This is a genomic window from Sphingomonas sp. KR3-1 (assembly GCF_040049295.1).
Taxonomy (GTDB): domain Bacteria; phylum Pseudomonadota; class Alphaproteobacteria; order Sphingomonadales; family Sphingomonadaceae; genus Sphingomonas.
Genome location: NZ_JBDZDQ010000003.1, coordinates 638,972 through 651,546, shown reverse-complemented (window position 1 = coordinate 651,546; position 12,575 = coordinate 638,972). Strand labels below are relative to the sequence as shown.

Here is a 12,575-nt window from a genome sequence, read left to right as displayed (position 1 = left end):
CCTATTGATCCTCGGCCTTGGGCTTTGCCTTGGGGGTCGGGGTAGGAGTGGGGGTCGGCGTCGGATCTGGCAGGAAGGTCGCCTGGACCAGCGCGAAGTCGAGCGCGTCGGGATTGGCCGAGGGCGCGGCCACCGCGATATCGCGCGAGGTGCGGATGACGCGGGCCACCGGGATGTTCGGCGGAAAGATGCCGCCGGTGCCCGAGGTGACGAAGCTGTCGCCCGGCTGGAAGATCATCGTCGCCACGCTGGCCGAGCGGATGTCGAGCAGCCCGTCGCCGCGGCCGGTGGCGATCGCGGGCAGGCCGTCGCGCGTGCGACGCACCGGCACGATGCTCTCCGAATCGACGATCAGCAGCACGCGCGCGGTGTTGGGGCTGGTCTCGATCACCTGGCCGATCAGCCCGTCGGGCTGGCGCACGGGCTGCCCGCTCTTCACGCCCTGCCAGTTGCCGGCGTTGAGCGTGGCATAGCGCCGCGTGCTGGTCATCGAGCTGGCGACGAGCCGCGCCACCACCACGGCGTCGGTGGAGACGTCGCGCAGCTTCAGCATGTCGCGCAGGTGGCGGTTTTCCTGGTTGAGCGTGCGTGCGCGCTCGACCAGCAGCTGATTGTCGGCGATCTGCTTCTTCAGCCGCGCATTCTCGCTGCGCACGTTCACATAGGAGGAGACCCCGCCCGGCACCCCGGCGACGCCGCCGCGAACCCAACTGAAGCCCGATGCGATCGGGGTGGTGATCTCGCTGAAGAAGCCGCGCACCGCGCCGAACGCGGGCGGGTTGAAGATCGACAGCAGCAGCAGGCCGGCCGCGACCAGCATGCCGCCGACCAGGCCCACATAACCGAGGAAGAGCCCGTATTGCGCCCGTCGCGAAAACCCCGGGCGCCGGTTGCGTGGCGGCGCCATTGCCCCCTGCCTTCCGATTAGACCGAGATGAGCACGCCGCGGAACACCGGATCCTCGAGCGCACGGCCAGTGCCGAGCGCCACGCAGGTCAGCGGATCCTCGGCGATCGTGACCGGCAGGCCGGTCTCGTCGCGCAGCACTTCGTCGATGCCCTGGAGCAGCGCGCCGCCGCCGGTGAGCACGATGCCCTGGTCGACGATGTCCGCGGCCAGCTCCGGCGCGGTGTTCTCGAGCGCGATGCGCACGCCCTCGACGATCGTGCCGACCGGCTCCGACAGCGCCTCGGCGATCTGGCCCTGGTTGATCTGGATTTCCTTGGGCACGCCGTTGACCAGGTCGCGACCCTTGATGTGGATCGTCTGGCCGATGCCGTCCGCCGGCGGCTTGGCGACGCCGACTTCCTGCTTGATGCGCTCGGCCGTGGCTTCGCCGATCAGCAGATTGTGGTTGCGGCGGACATAGGAGACGATCGACTCGTCCATCTTGTCGCCGCCGACGCGCACCGAGGTGGAATAGGCGAGGCCGCGCAGCGAGAGCACTGCGACTTCGGTGGTGCCGCCGCCGATATCGACGACCATCGAGCCGATCGGCTCGGTCACCGGCATGTCGGCGCCGATCGCGGCCGCCATCGGCTCCTCGATCAGCCACACCTGCGAGGCGCCGGCGTTCGACGCGGCATCGCGGATCGCGCGGCGCTCGACCGAGGTGGAGCCCGAAGGCACGCAGATCACGATCTGCGGCCAGCGCATGAAGCGCCGCTGGCCGTGCACCTTGCGGATGAAGTGCTTGATCATCTCTTCGGCGATGTCGATGTCGGCGATCACGCCGTCGCGCAGCGGGCGGATCGCCTCGATGCTGCCCGGGGTCTTGCCCATCATCAGCTTGGCGTCGTCACCAACTGCCTTCACGCGCTTGACGCCGTTCAGAGTCTCGACCGCCACTACCGACGGTTCGTTGAGCACGACGCCGCGACCGCGAAGGTACACCACGGTGTTCGCAGTGCCGAGGTCGATCGCCATGTCGTGGGACATGAAATTGAAAAAGCGGGAAAATGCCATTTACTGTTCCGTCCTGCGGCGCGGGCGCCCGCCGCGCAGCTCAATCACAAGATTCTAGTCCGGCCCCTTCCGGGCCGGATGATAAAATCCGGCCTGGTGCGATGCGGTTGGGGTCGCGGGATGCCGTCGCTTGGGCTAGAGCAACGACCATGTCAATACGCCGTCTGCCCGAACATCTTGTCAACCGAATTGCAGCGGGAGAAGTGGTCGAACGCCCTGCCAGCGCGCTGAAAGAACTGGTCGAAAACGCAATCGACGCGGGCGCCACGCGCATCGCCGTGAAACTGGCCGGCGGCGGCACCGATCTGATCGAAGTGACCGACGATGGCTGCGGCATGTCGCCGCCCGAAATGGCGCTCGCGCTGGAGCGCCACGCCACCTCCAAGCTCCCCGATGACGAGATCGACCAGGTCTCGACGCTCGGCTTCCGCGGCGAGGCCTTGCCCTCGATCGCCAGCGTCGCGCGGATGACGCTCGAAAGCCGCGTGCGCGGCGCCGAGGGATGGAGCCGCGTCGTCGACAATGGCGCGCTGATCTCCGAAGGCCCCGCGGCGCTGCCGCCGGGCACCCGCGTGCGAGTCGAGCAGCTGTTCGGCCGCGTGCCGGCGCGCCGCAAGTTCCTGCGCTCGGCCCGCGCCGAATATGCCGCCAGCCTCGACGTGATGAAGCGGCTCGCGATGGCGCGGCCAGACATCGCCTTCTCGGTCGAGCATGACGGGCGCAAGGCGCTCCAGGTCCAGGGCGGCGAGACCGGGCCCGAGCGCGTCGCCGTCCTCACCGACCGCGCGCTTGCCGAAAACAGCGTCGCGATCGATTTCGAGCGCGAGGGGCTTGTGCTCGGCGGCGTGGCCGGGCTGCCGACCTTCAATCGCGGCGTGGCCGATCACCAATATCTCTTCGTCAACGGCCGCCCGGTGAAGGATCGGTTGCTCATCGGCGCGCTCCGCGGCGCCTATGCCGAGATGCTGGCGCGCGACCGGCATCCGGTGGTGGCGCTGTTCCTCCAGGTCCCCGCCGACCAGGTCGACGTCAACGTCCACCCCGCCAAGACCGAGGTCCGCTTCCGCGACCCCGCGCTGGTCCGCGGCATGATCGTATCGGGGCTCCGCCGCGCGCTCGACGAAGCCGGCCACCGCAGCGTCCAGCGCCCGAGCGAGGCGGCGCTGGGGATGTGGACGAGCGAGCCGGCCGCGCCGCCAGCCCCGCAGCTCTGGGACGCCGAGCCTGCCTACGCTCCCGCGTCGCAGCCACATTATAATTATGCCAGCGTCCAGGACCGCCGGCCGAGCTTCAGCGCGCCGCCGCCGCTCGCCCGTGCCGAGCCCGCGATCCAGCCCGTCCCGCACAGCGTCCGGCACCCGCTAGGCGTCGCCCGCGGCCAGGTCGCCAAGACCTATATTGTCGCCGAGGCCGAGGATGGCCTCGTCCTGGTCGACCAGCACGCCGCGCACGAGCGCCTCGTGCTCGAGCGGATGCGCCGCGCCATGGCGGAAGGCGGTGTCGCGTCGCAGGGCCTGCTCGTCCCCGAAGTCGTGGAGCTCGACGAGCCCGGCTGCGACCGGCTCGAGGCCCGTGCGAGCGAGCTATCGGAGTTCGGCCTCGATCTCGAGCGCTTCGGCCCGCGCGCGATGCTCGTCCGTGCCGTCCCCGCCGCGCTGGGGAAGGGCGACGTCCACGCGCTGGTCACCGACCTTGCCGACGAGCTCGCCAGCTTCGACGAAGCGCTCAGCCTTAAGGAAAAGCTCGATCATGTCGCCGCCACCATGGCCTGCCACGGCTCGGTGCGCGCGGGGCGGGTGCTCTCGGTCGCCGAGATGAACGCATTGCTCCGCGAGATGGAAGTCACCCCCCACTCCGGCCAGTGCAACCATGGCCGTCCGACCTGGGTGAAGCTGGCGCACGGCGATATCGAGAAGCTGTTCGGGCGGAAGTGAGGGGGAGGCGATGGGCGTGCTGGAATTCATTTTCGACTGGGTGGTCGACCTGCTGCCCTTCCGGGTCTGGCTGATCCTGATGATCCCAGTGTTCCTGCTGCTCGCCTGGATCGTGCTCGCGCATTACTGGCCTGGCACCTTCGGGCTCTAGCGCCGCACCTTGCCGAAGTGCCAGGCGCAATAGCTCCCCACTACCAGCCACCCGGCGATCACCGGCCACACGCCATAGTCCTTCAGCGGATAGCTGAGCAGCGCGGAGATCCCGATCAGCAGGTTCGCCGTGCCCCAATAGAAGTTCATCAAGGGGGAAGACGGCCCGATGCCGCGCGGGCGCGAAAAGGGAGTGGGGAAGGGCTCGCCGCGGAGACCAGCGGCGAGGTGCGGGATCGCGTTGCAGAGCAAGGCGCCGGCGAGGAACAGTACGAGATAACCCATCCGCCGCGATCCTTCACGATCGCGCAGCCGATGGCAATGCGTCTCGGTGTCGCTCAGCGCTTGGCCGGCATCCGGAAGATCTGGCCGCCGCGCGCCTTGGCCCAGGCGGGGAGCACCGGCGAGCCGTCGGCGGTGCCGCTGAAATCAACCACACAGATATTGCCGAAGCGGCGATGCGCGCCGCAGCCGACTCCGGCGAAGCGGAAGTCGCTCTGGAACAGCAGCGCCCGGTGGCCGCGCGAGCGCACGCCGTCGTCGACGATCAGGCTGCGCACCACCGCGCCGGCATCGCCGCTGCCATACCAGATGCCCTCGCCGACATAGACGTCGCCGCCGCGCCGCTTCACGCGGTCGCCGGGCGTCGCGCCATCGCGTGAGACATGGCCCGAGCCGCCGAACGAGCCCTGGTCGTCGGCATGGTCCTGCGCCGCCAGCACGAGCAATTCGCCGCGGCCGAGCGGCGCCAGCGGTTCCTGGTGCTCGAGGAAGTCGATCGCCTCGTCCACTGCGTCCATGCCCTCATTGGTGATCACGCCGTTGCGGTCGCCCGGCAGGAACAGCACGCGGCCGTCGAAATAGCGGCGATATTCGCGCAGCGTCTCGGCATATTCGTGCGGATGCTGGCGGGCATAGTTGATCTCGGTGAGCACGTCGCGCTCGAGGCGCGAGACGTCGGTGGCGCGCTCGCCGGCGTGGGCGGCATTCGTGACGAACATCGCGCACGCGCTCAGCGCGGCGAACCAGCGGTCCTTGGCAATCATGCGAGTGCTCCCCCCGGAGCCGGCCGGGCCCCGCGCCCGTCCGATCTGTCACCGGTAGCGATCCTGGCTTAACCGCTTGAGAAGGCAAGCGGATATTCGGGAGTTAACCGTAGCCCGTCAGTAGGCGCCGTTAACCGTGCGGCCGAGATCGGCGACGCACATCACCCGGTATTCCTTGTGTGGCTCGCAGGCGACGCCGGCATAGCGCATCTCGGCGGCGAACAGCGCCTTGCGATGCCCGCGGCCAGGCACCGCATCGTCGACGATCAGCTGGCGCACCACTTCCACCGCGCTCGGCGGGCCATAGGTGATCACCTCGGCCACATAGGTGCCGCCGCCGCGCCGCTGCACGCGCATGCTCGAATTGGCGCCGTCGGCGGAGATGTGCCCGGTGCCCCCGCGCGGCCCCTGCTCGCGAACATGGTCGCCGGCTGCCTGGGCGAGCAGCGCGGCCGGCGCCATCGGCGGCAGCGGCGCCTGGCGCTCGAGGAAACGGATCGCCTCGTCCACCGCGCTGGTCCCCTCGCTGGTCCGCAGCCCATTCGGATTGCCCGGATACCAGACGATCTTGCCCTTGAAGCGCTTGCGTTAGGCGCGCAGCTGCTCCGCATAGTCCCGTGGCCGCGTGCGCGCGAAATTGATCTCGTCGAGCACCGCGCTTTCGATGTCGGACTGGACAAGTCCGGGCTGGGCGGGCGCGGCCAGCGCCAGCGCGAGGGGCAGGAGGGGCAGCATCGCCCCCTCATAGACCAGGCTTAGGTGAACACTCCCCGAACAAAAGATTAACGCAGCGTGCAACCTTGCTCGGTTGGGCTCGTTTTACATTCCGAGCGACAGAAAAAGGTTCGGGTTGAGATGCACAAGGTTCTACCAGTCGTATTGGCTTTGATCCCGCTCGCAGCGGTGATCGGCGCCTGCGTTTCGTGTCCGTAACGCGCGTATTTTCACCTCTCGGGTCGCAGATGGGGGCGGGCATTAGTTGATGCCGCCCCCTTTTTCTTGCCGGGCCCAGTAATTCGCACACCGAAATGCGGTAATACGCACAGCAAAAAAGGCCGGCGGATCGCTCCGCCGGCCCTTTTCTGTCTTCGAACGCGAAAGGGCGATCAGCCCTCGTCGGTCTCGCCTGCGTCGGCGGCCGGAGCCTCCTCACGCGTTTCGGCGGTCGCGCCCGGCTCGGCGTTGGGATCGTAATCCTCGACGAAGCCGGTCTCGTCCTTCTCGAACATCGCGCTCATCACGTCGACGCCCTGCGACTGCATCTCGGCCTCTTCCGGCGAGCGAGCGACGTTGACCTTGATGGTCACCGCCACTTCGGGGTGAAGCGCGACGCGGACTTCGTACACGCCGATCGCCTTGATCGGCTTGTCGAGGACGATCTGCGCCTTGTTGACCTTGTGGCCGTCGGCGACCAGCGCGTCGACCAGATCGCGCACTGCGACCGAGCCGTACAGATGGCCGACGTTCGAGGCCTGGCGGATCAGGGTGACGGTCACGTCGTTGAACGTGCCGGCTTCCTTCTCGGCGTCCGAGCGGCGCGAAGCGTTGTCGGCTTCGATGCGCGCGCGGTTGGCCTCGAAGACCTTGCGATTGGCGGCGTTCGAGCGAAGCGCCTTCTTGTTCGGGAGCAGGTAGTTACGGGCGAACCCGTCCTTGACCTTCACCACGTCGCCGATGTGGCCGAGCTTCTCGACGCGCTCCAGCAGAATGACTTCCATGGGTCGAGCCTCCCTTACTTAACGATGTAGGGCAGCAGGCCCAGGTGACGGGCGCGCTTGATGGCCTGGGCCAGCTCGCGCTGCTTCTTGGCGCTCACCGAAGTGATGCGCGACGGGACGATCTTGCCGCGCTCGGACACGAAGCCCTGGAGCAGACGGACGTCCTTATAGTCGATCCGGGGCGCGTCCTTCGCGGAGAAGGGGCAGCTCTTGCGACGGCGGAAAAACGGGCGTGCCATGGTTCAAATCTCCCTTATTCGCCGCCGAAACCGGTGTTGCCGCCGGCATCGTCGCGATCGCGACGGTTGCCACGGCCGCGCTCGCGGTCGGCGCCCTTGCGCATGATCACCGACGGACCCTGCTCATGCGCGTCAACCTTGACGGTCATGTAGCGGATCACGTCTTCGTTGATCTGCGTCTGGCGCTCGAGCTCGGCGACGACACCCGCGGGGGCATCGATCTCGAGCATCACGTAATGCGCCTTGCGGTTCTTAGCGATGCGATAGGCGAGCGAACGAAGACCCCAGGTCTCGGTCTTCACGACCTTGCCGTTGTTGTCCTCGATGATCTTGGTGGCGGCTTCCGCCAGTGCGTCCACTTGCGCCTGTGCCAGATCCTGGCGCGCAAGGAACACGTGCTCGTACAGAGCCATGCGTTCTCTTCCATGTTGGCCGATCGCTGACGCGCACCCCATGTGCAACGCCCCTCCGGCTGTCGTCTCAGTCATTGATCCGCACGAGCGGGAATCGCTTCCCACTCGAACGAAGGCGCGCCCTTAGCGGAGGTAGGGGGCGAAGGCAACCTGCAAACACCGCGCTCGCGAGCGGGAGGCCTCAGCGCTGCGCGCCATTCCCGCCGTCGGGCGCGAGCCGCTCGATGAGCCAATGCGCGATGAGGGTCTCGGGGAACAGCCAGCGTCCGCCGGGCGGGGTGACATTGGGCGGCGCATCGGCCGGGCGATAGACGAAGAGGTGCCCGGCTCCAGGCACCTGGACCACCAGTGCGTCGGGATTCTCCGCCAGCGCCGCCGTCGCCGCTGCGGCGTTGGCGTCGGGCGATTGGTCGCGGCCGGCAAGCACGGCGAGAACCGGGATGCGCAGACGCTTCAATGCCGGCCCGGTCGCGGCTTCGTACATCGACAGGACCTGCGCGGTATCGATCGTCTTGGTCGTGGCTTCGGCGGCATTCGGGTCGAAACCTGCCCGCACGAATGCCGAGACCACAGCGCGGCGCCCTTGCGCAATTTCCGTGCCCGGCGCTCCATGGCGGCGCGCCTCCATCCAGGCGCGGGTTGCCGACACAACCCGATTGGTGGCGTCCGCGGAGTGTCCGCTCTCGACCAGATGGTCGCGCATGAAGTCGAGGAATATTGTCCCGCTTTCTCCGACCGGCCCTGCGAGGAAGACGATCGCTGCCAGCCCGCCGTCACGGTCGGCGACGATCGGCGCGGCGGCGGCGCCCTGGCTATGGCCGAGGATCGCGATCCGCTTGCCATCGATGTCCCCGCGCATGCGCAGCCATTTGATCGTGGCGGCGAGATCGGCTTCCATATCCTGCATCGTGTCGGTGAAAATGCCGGTCGACTGGCCGGTGCCACGCTTGTCGAAATCGATCGTGGCGATCCCCGCATCGTTCAGCCGCTGCTGCAGCGAGAGGTAGGAGCCGCGCTTCTGCAGGCCCGAGCCGGTTTGCAGGATGAGAATGGAGTACGGGCCTTTCCGCGCCGGCAAGTGCAGGGTTCCCGCCAGGACCACGCCCGGTTCGGAGGGGATGCGTACTTCCTCGGTGTTTGTCTGCGGTCCAGGTGGGGCCGGCGCCGCAACAGCGACGTTGCTTGCCGAGATGGTCGCCAGGAGAAGAGCGGCAAGCGCGGCCAGGGACCTATGGGGAGCCATGATATTGGTCTTGGTGCTCGTTTTTCGGGAACTTAGTACCGATCCCCGTTCCCGCTGCCATTCCCGCGCGGGCGCGGCTGCGGGCGGGGCGGGTCGTTGCCGGGCACGATCGGCGCCGGGCTGCGCGAGAGCCAGCCGCCGTCATCGTCTACGCGCGGCTTGGGGAAGTCCGCGGGCGGGTGGATCGGCCCGCAGGCTTCCTCGTCCCAGGCGATGCAGCGCAGCCGGTCGTTGAACATCACGCCGCGGATATTGCCGGTGCTGCCGTCGGGCCGGGCATAGCTGCTGTCGAGGTACCAGTCGCGGTTCTTCCTGCGCTTGCCCGATTGCACCGGCTCGCCGACGCGGCCCATGTCGATGCCGCGGAAGTGGCGCGAATAGCTGTCGAGCTCGATGCCGGCGCGGAAGCGGGCCTCGGGCGTGCCGGGGCCGTCGATCCGCTGGGAGAGCCAGTTGATCCGCCGGTCGCGCCGCGCCTCGTCCTCGCCCAGCTTGGTGATCCAGCCGGTGTCGCGCAGATACATGCCGACGGTGGAGAAGCTCACTTCGGACTGTTTCGGGATGCCGCGCACCGAGACGATCTGGCCCTGGAAGCCCTTCGAGCCGCAGGTCGTCGCCTGCCACATCGTGCCGTCGGCCTCGTAGAGCTCGCAGCCTACGGGCGTGCGGCGCCCGATCAGCGTGCCTTCGCGCAGGCCGTTCGGCCCCTCGAACCCGCCGACCGAGTAATAGAAGCCGGTCACATGCTCGCCGTCGAAGGTCAGCACCACCTTCACGCCGCCGCCGACGACCTGCTGGTAGCAGCGCTGGTCCTGATAGGGGCAGGGGCCCTGGTCGCGCCGACGCTGGTCGGCGGTGACCGAGGTCTTGCCGGTATAATTGCCGAAATAGGCGACCTGGCCTTCGAAATCGGGCGCAAGGCCGCCATCGTCGCGGTCGCCCGCATGTGCCGCGAGGGGCATCAGAATCGTCAGCGCAAGGGCCGTAAGGGCTGCCCGGAACATCCTGCACACTCCTCCAGTCGATTGCGTTAACCATAACACTAACGCGGCCGAAACGAGGAGTCGGATTCTTTGCCGATACGTAAAACGGCAGGGCATGGCCCTGCCGTTTCGTGCCCGCTGGGGGCGATGTCAGGCGAGATTTAGCGGATCGCGTTGGCGATCACTGCCGCGATCACGCCCGAGGTGATGCCGACCAGCACCGCGTCATTGCCCGACTGGACATAGCGATAGCCGCGCGGCGGGGCCCGCAGGCCGCGATACTTGCGATAATCGATCTGGCGATAGTTGCGGGCATAGCGGCTGTCGAAGCGGTCGCCCTTGTGCCAGCTGCGATAGCTCGGCTGCTGCTTGACCACGACCCGGGTCTGCTGGCCGTGGTGCTGCGGTGCTGCGGCGAGCACCGGGGTGGCGACCAGCGATGCGACCGTCGCGGCGAGAATGAACTTCTTCATGGCTTCACTCCTCTTTTATTCTGGCGCCGGGTTGCTCCGGCGTTGATCTCTATGTGGGGATGCCGTGTCGCAGGGGTGTGTCTCGGCAATTGCGAAATGGTCGCAATGTTTCGCAAACCTGTCCCGGGCGTTCAGGTTCCGGGGCCCCGGGGTTGCGCGCGGCAGGGCGCGGGCCTAACGCGCGGCCCCAACGTACGCCGCTGACCAGGAGAGAAAAAATGCGCGCCTTCATCTTCCCCGGCCAGGGCAGCCAGGCCGTCGGCATGGGCAAGGCCCTTGCCGATGCGAGCGCGACCGCGCGCGAAGTCTTCCAGGAAGTCGATGAGGCACTCGGCCAGAAGCTCTTCCAGCTGATGAGCGAGGGCCCCGAGGACCAACTCACGCTCACCGCCAATGCTCAGCCGGCGATCATGGCCAATGCCATCGCTGTGCTCCGCGTGCTCGAGAAGGAAGGCGGCATCCACCTCGCCGACAAGGCCGATTTCGTCGCGGGACATTCGCTCGGCGAATATACCGCGCTGTGCGCCGCCGGCGCCTTCGACCTCGCCACCACCGCCCGGCTGCTGCGCACGCGCGGGGACGCCATGCAGGCGGCGGTGCCGGTCGGCGTCGGCGCGATGGCCGCGATCCTCGGCGCCGATCGCGAAAAGGCCCAGGCGATCGCCGACGCCGCGGCCGAGGGCCAGGTCTGCACCGTCGCCAACGACAACGATCCCTCGCAGGTGGTGATCTCGGGCCACCGCGAGGCTGTCGAGCGCGCGCTGCCGCTCGCCAAGGAGATGGGCGCCAAGCGTGCGCTGCTCCTGCCGGTTTCCGCGCCCTTCCACTGCTCGCTGATGCAGCCCGCCGCCGATGCGATGGCAGAGGCGCTCGCGGCGGTTTCGATCCAGGCGCCGCTCGTGCCGGTCTATGCCAACGTCACCGCCGCTCCGGTCGCCGACCCCGACACGATCGCCAAGCTCCTCGTCGAGCAGATCACCGGCATGGTCCGCTGGCGCGAATCGGTGCTGGCGATGTTCGCGGCGGGCGTCACCGACTATGTCGAGCTCGGCGGCAAGGTCCTCGGCGGCATGGTCAAGCGCATCACCCCCGACGCCGCGCCGGTGAGCGTGGTGACGATGGAAGACATCGAGGCGCTGGCGAAGAGCCTGTAAATTGGCGCAATAGAAGAAAGAGAGAGGTTCACGCGGAGACGCGGAGGCGCGGAGATGGAGCCTAAGGATATCGAGCAGATCAGTGGCGACGTCGTCGATGTGGCGTTGCGACTGCATCGCGAGCTTGGGCCTGGCCTTCTTGAGAGCGTCTACGAGGCAATCCTTGCCAGCAAGCTGGCTGCCATGGGGTACGTGGTAGCGCGCCAGCGGCCGATCGATATCGAGTTCGATGACCTTCGGTTCGAGGCTGCGTTCCGTATTGATCTGCTCGTGGAAGAGCGCTTGCTGGTTGAGATCAAGTCCGTCGAACGGCTGACCGCCGCGCATGCAAAAACAGCTTCTCACCTATTTGCGTCTGACCAAACGGCCCGTAGGGCTGCTGATCAACTTCGGCGGCGCGACGCTGAAGGAGGGTCTTAGGCGAATCGTGAACGACTATTCCCCCTCCGCGTCTCCGCGCCTCCCCGTGAACCAATAACTTCTTTCTTCTGGAGATTATGATGTTCGACCTCACTGGCATGACCGCCCTCGTCACCGGCGCCTCGGGCGGGATCGGTTCGGCGATCGCCAAGGCGCTGGCCGCGCAGGGCGCCCGGCTCGCCGTCTCGGGCAGCAACGCCGAGAAGCTTGAGGCCTTCCACGCCGAGCTCGGCGGCGACCATGTCGCGCTGCCGTGCAACCTGTCCGATGCGGCGCAGGTCGATGCGCTCGTCCTCCAGGCGGTCGAGGCGCTCGGCAAGCTCGATATCCTCGTCAACAATGCCGGCGTCACTCGCGACAACCTCACCATGCGGATGAAGGACGAGGAGTGGGACCAGGTCATCACGGTCAATCTCGAAGCCGCCTTCCGCTTGATCCGCGCCGCCGCCAAGCCGATGATGAAGGCCCGATTCGGCCGCATCATCTCGATCACCTCGGTCGTGGGCGCCACCGGCAATCCGGGCCAGGCCAACTATGCCGCGTCCAAGGCCGGGCTGGTCGGCATGTCCAAGGCGGTCGCGCAGGAGCTGGGCAGCCGCGGCGTGACGGTGAACTGTGTCGCCCCCGGCTTCATCCGCTCGGCGATGACCGACGTGCTGCCCGAGGCGCAGAAGGCCGCGCTGCTAGGCAAGATCCCGGCCGGCGATCTCGGCACTGGCGAGGATATCGGCGCCGCGGTTGTCTATCTCGCCAGCAAGGAAGCGGGCTATGTCACCGGTCAGACCTTGCATGTGAACGGCGGGATGGCGATGCTGTGATCGTCCAGGGGGCTGGAGT

16 protein-coding genes and 1 pseudogene are annotated in these 12,575 nt (G+C 67.5%); 5 read left to right on the top strand and 12 right to left on the bottom strand.

Features of this window, described 5'->3' with window-relative positions; translation table 11 throughout:
* Position 1: 1 nt before the first annotated feature.
* Both mreC and ABLE38_RS19090 read right to left on the bottom strand, forming a co-directional pair.
* Positions 2 to 907, bottom strand: a complete 906-nt coding sequence (gene mreC, locus ABLE38_RS19095; protein ID WP_348975818.1) for a rod shape-determining protein MreC — start codon at positions 905 to 907, stop codon at positions 2 to 4.
* A gap of 17 nt (positions 908 to 924) precedes the next feature.
* A complete protein-coding gene (locus ABLE38_RS19090) occupies positions 925 to 1,965 on the bottom strand; it encodes a rod shape-determining protein (RefSeq protein WP_348975817.1) in 1,041 nt (346 codons plus the stop codon).
* A 149-nt stretch (positions 1,966 to 2,114) separates the two neighbouring features.
* Here ABLE38_RS19090 and mutL point away from each other — a divergent pair, with 149 nt between their 5' ends.
* Positions 2,115 to 3,899 (top strand): DNA mismatch repair endonuclease MutL, encoded by a 1,785-nt coding sequence (gene mutL, locus ABLE38_RS19085; RefSeq protein WP_348975816.1) that lies wholly within the window; start codon positions 2,115 to 2,117, stop codon positions 3,897 to 3,899.
* A gap of 16 nt (positions 3,900 to 3,915) precedes the next feature.
* Positions 3,916 to 4,050, top strand: a complete 135-nt coding sequence (locus tag ABLE38_RS19080; RefSeq protein WP_348975815.1) for a hypothetical protein — start codon at positions 3,916 to 3,918, stop codon at positions 4,048 to 4,050.
* Here ABLE38_RS19080 and ABLE38_RS19075 read toward each other — a convergent pair.
* The 10 genes from ABLE38_RS19075 to ABLE38_RS19030 all read right to left on the bottom strand — a co-directional run bounded on the left by ABLE38_RS19075 (position 4,047) and on the right by ABLE38_RS19030 (position 10,164).
* A complete protein-coding gene (locus ABLE38_RS19075) occupies positions 4,047 to 4,334 on the bottom strand; it encodes a hypothetical protein (protein ID WP_348975814.1) in 288 nt (95 codons plus the stop codon). The genes ABLE38_RS19080 and ABLE38_RS19075 overlap by 4 nt on opposite strands.
* A gap of 53 nt (positions 4,335 to 4,387) precedes the next feature.
* The gene (locus ABLE38_RS19070; RefSeq protein WP_348975813.1) at positions 4,388 to 5,095 is read right to left on the bottom strand and encodes a CAP domain-containing protein; all 708 of its coding nucleotides are present in this window, start codon (positions 5,093 to 5,095) and stop codon (positions 4,388 to 4,390) included.
* A 117-nt stretch (positions 5,096 to 5,212) separates the two neighbouring features.
* A complete protein-coding gene (locus ABLE38_RS19065) occupies positions 5,213 to 5,632 on the bottom strand; it encodes a CAP domain-containing protein (RefSeq protein ID WP_348975861.1) in 420 nt (139 codons plus the stop codon).
* Positions 5,633 to 5,683: 51 nt separating this feature from the next.
* Positions 5,684 to 5,830, bottom strand: a complete 147-nt coding sequence (locus tag ABLE38_RS19060; protein WP_348975812.1) for a hypothetical protein — start codon at positions 5,828 to 5,830, stop codon at positions 5,684 to 5,686.
* Positions 5,831 to 6,201: 371 nt separating this feature from the next.
* Positions 6,202 to 6,813, bottom strand: a complete 612-nt coding sequence (rplI, locus tag ABLE38_RS19055; RefSeq protein WP_348975811.1) for a 50S ribosomal protein L9 — start codon at positions 6,811 to 6,813, stop codon at positions 6,202 to 6,204.
* Positions 6,814 to 6,827: 14 nt separating this feature from the next.
* A complete protein-coding gene (gene rpsR / locus ABLE38_RS19050; protein WP_010543816.1) occupies positions 6,828 to 7,052 on the bottom strand; it encodes a 30S ribosomal protein S18 in 225 nt (74 codons plus the stop codon).
* Between the two features lie 14 nt (positions 7,053 to 7,066).
* The gene (gene rpsF, locus ABLE38_RS19045; protein WP_348975810.1) at positions 7,067 to 7,465 is read right to left on the bottom strand and encodes a 30S ribosomal protein S6; all 399 of its coding nucleotides are present in this window, start codon (positions 7,463 to 7,465) and stop codon (positions 7,067 to 7,069) included.
* Between the two features lie 181 nt (positions 7,466 to 7,646).
* Positions 7,647 to 8,708 carry an alpha/beta fold hydrolase gene (locus ABLE38_RS19040; protein ID WP_348975809.1) on the bottom strand — a complete coding sequence of 354 codons (1,062 nt, stop codon included), beginning with the start codon at positions 8,706 to 8,708 and terminating at the stop codon, positions 7,647 to 7,649.
* A 32-nt stretch (positions 8,709 to 8,740) separates the two neighbouring features.
* Complete coding sequence (locus tag ABLE38_RS19035; protein ID WP_348975808.1) at positions 8,741 to 9,712, bottom strand: hypothetical protein; 972 nt, start codon at positions 9,710 to 9,712, stop codon at positions 8,741 to 8,743.
* Between the two features lie 140 nt (positions 9,713 to 9,852).
* A complete protein-coding gene (locus tag ABLE38_RS19030; protein WP_348975807.1) occupies positions 9,853 to 10,164 on the bottom strand; it encodes an RcnB family protein in 312 nt (103 codons plus the stop codon).
* A gap of 218 nt (positions 10,165 to 10,382) precedes the next feature.
* Here ABLE38_RS19030 and fabD point away from each other — a divergent pair, with 218 nt between their 5' ends.
* From fabD to fabG, 3 genes and pseudogenes are all read left to right on the top strand, one after another.
* Positions 10,383 to 11,318, top strand: a complete 936-nt coding sequence (gene fabD / locus ABLE38_RS19025; protein ID WP_348975806.1) for an ACP S-malonyltransferase — start codon at positions 10,383 to 10,385, stop codon at positions 11,316 to 11,318.
* A gap of 54 nt (positions 11,319 to 11,372) precedes the next feature.
* A pseudogene (locus tag ABLE38_RS19020) lies at positions 11,373 to 11,796 on the top strand (GxxExxY protein).
* A 22-nt stretch (positions 11,797 to 11,818) separates the two neighbouring features.
* A complete protein-coding gene (gene fabG, locus ABLE38_RS19015) occupies positions 11,819 to 12,556 on the top strand; it encodes a 3-oxoacyl-[acyl-carrier-protein] reductase (protein WP_348975805.1) in 738 nt (245 codons plus the stop codon).
* Positions 12,557 to 12,575 lie beyond the last annotated feature (19 nt).

What these genes read in the sequence shown, in the direction of transcription:
- ABLE38_RS19030 (WP_348975807.1), bottom strand. Translation starts at nt 10,164, where the DNA reads ATGAAGAAGTTCATTCTCGCCGCGACGGTCGCATCGCTGGTCGCCACC.
- rpsR (WP_010543816.1), bottom strand. Translation starts at nt 7,052, where the DNA reads ATGGCACGCCCGTTTTTCCGCCGTCGCAAGAGCTGCCCCTTCTCCGCG.
- ABLE38_RS19040 (WP_348975809.1), bottom strand. Translation starts at nt 8,708, where the DNA reads ATGGCTCCCCATAGGTCCCTGGCCGCGCTTGCCGCTCTTCTCCTGGCG.
- ABLE38_RS19035 (WP_348975808.1), bottom strand. Translation starts at nt 9,712, where the DNA reads ATGTTCCGGGCAGCCCTTACGGCCCTTGCGCTGACGATTCTGATGCCC.
- rplI (WP_348975811.1), bottom strand. Translation starts at nt 6,813, where the DNA reads ATGGAAGTCATTCTGCTGGAGCGCGTCGAGAAGCTCGGCCACATCGGC.
- mutL (WP_348975816.1), top strand. Translation starts at nt 2,115, where the DNA reads ATGTCAATACGCCGTCTGCCCGAACATCTTGTCAACCGAATTGCAGCG.
- ABLE38_RS19075 (WP_348975814.1), bottom strand. Translation starts at nt 4,334, where the DNA reads ATGGGTTATCTCGTACTGTTCCTCGCCGGCGCCTTGCTCTGCAACGCG.
- ABLE38_RS19070 (WP_348975813.1), bottom strand. Translation starts at nt 5,095, where the DNA reads ATGATTGCCAAGGACCGCTGGTTCGCCGCGCTGAGCGCGTGCGCGATG.
- fabG (WP_348975805.1), top strand. Translation starts at nt 11,819, where the DNA reads ATGTTCGACCTCACTGGCATGACCGCCCTCGTCACCGGCGCCTCGGGC.
- ABLE38_RS19060 (WP_348975812.1), bottom strand. Translation starts at nt 5,830, where the DNA reads ATGCTGCCCCTCCTGCCCCTCGCGCTGGCGCTGGCCGCGCCCGCCCAG.
- rpsF (WP_348975810.1), bottom strand. Translation starts at nt 7,465, where the DNA reads ATGGCTCTGTACGAGCACGTGTTCCTTGCGCGCCAGGATCTGGCACAG.
- ABLE38_RS19090 (WP_348975817.1), bottom strand. Translation starts at nt 1,965, where the DNA reads ATGGCATTTTCCCGCTTTTTCAATTTCATGTCCCACGACATGGCGATC.
- fabD (WP_348975806.1), top strand. Translation starts at nt 10,383, where the DNA reads ATGCGCGCCTTCATCTTCCCCGGCCAGGGCAGCCAGGCCGTCGGCATG.
- mreC (WP_348975818.1), bottom strand. Translation starts at nt 907, where the DNA reads ATGGCGCCGCCACGCAACCGGCGCCCGGGGTTTTCGCGACGGGCGCAA.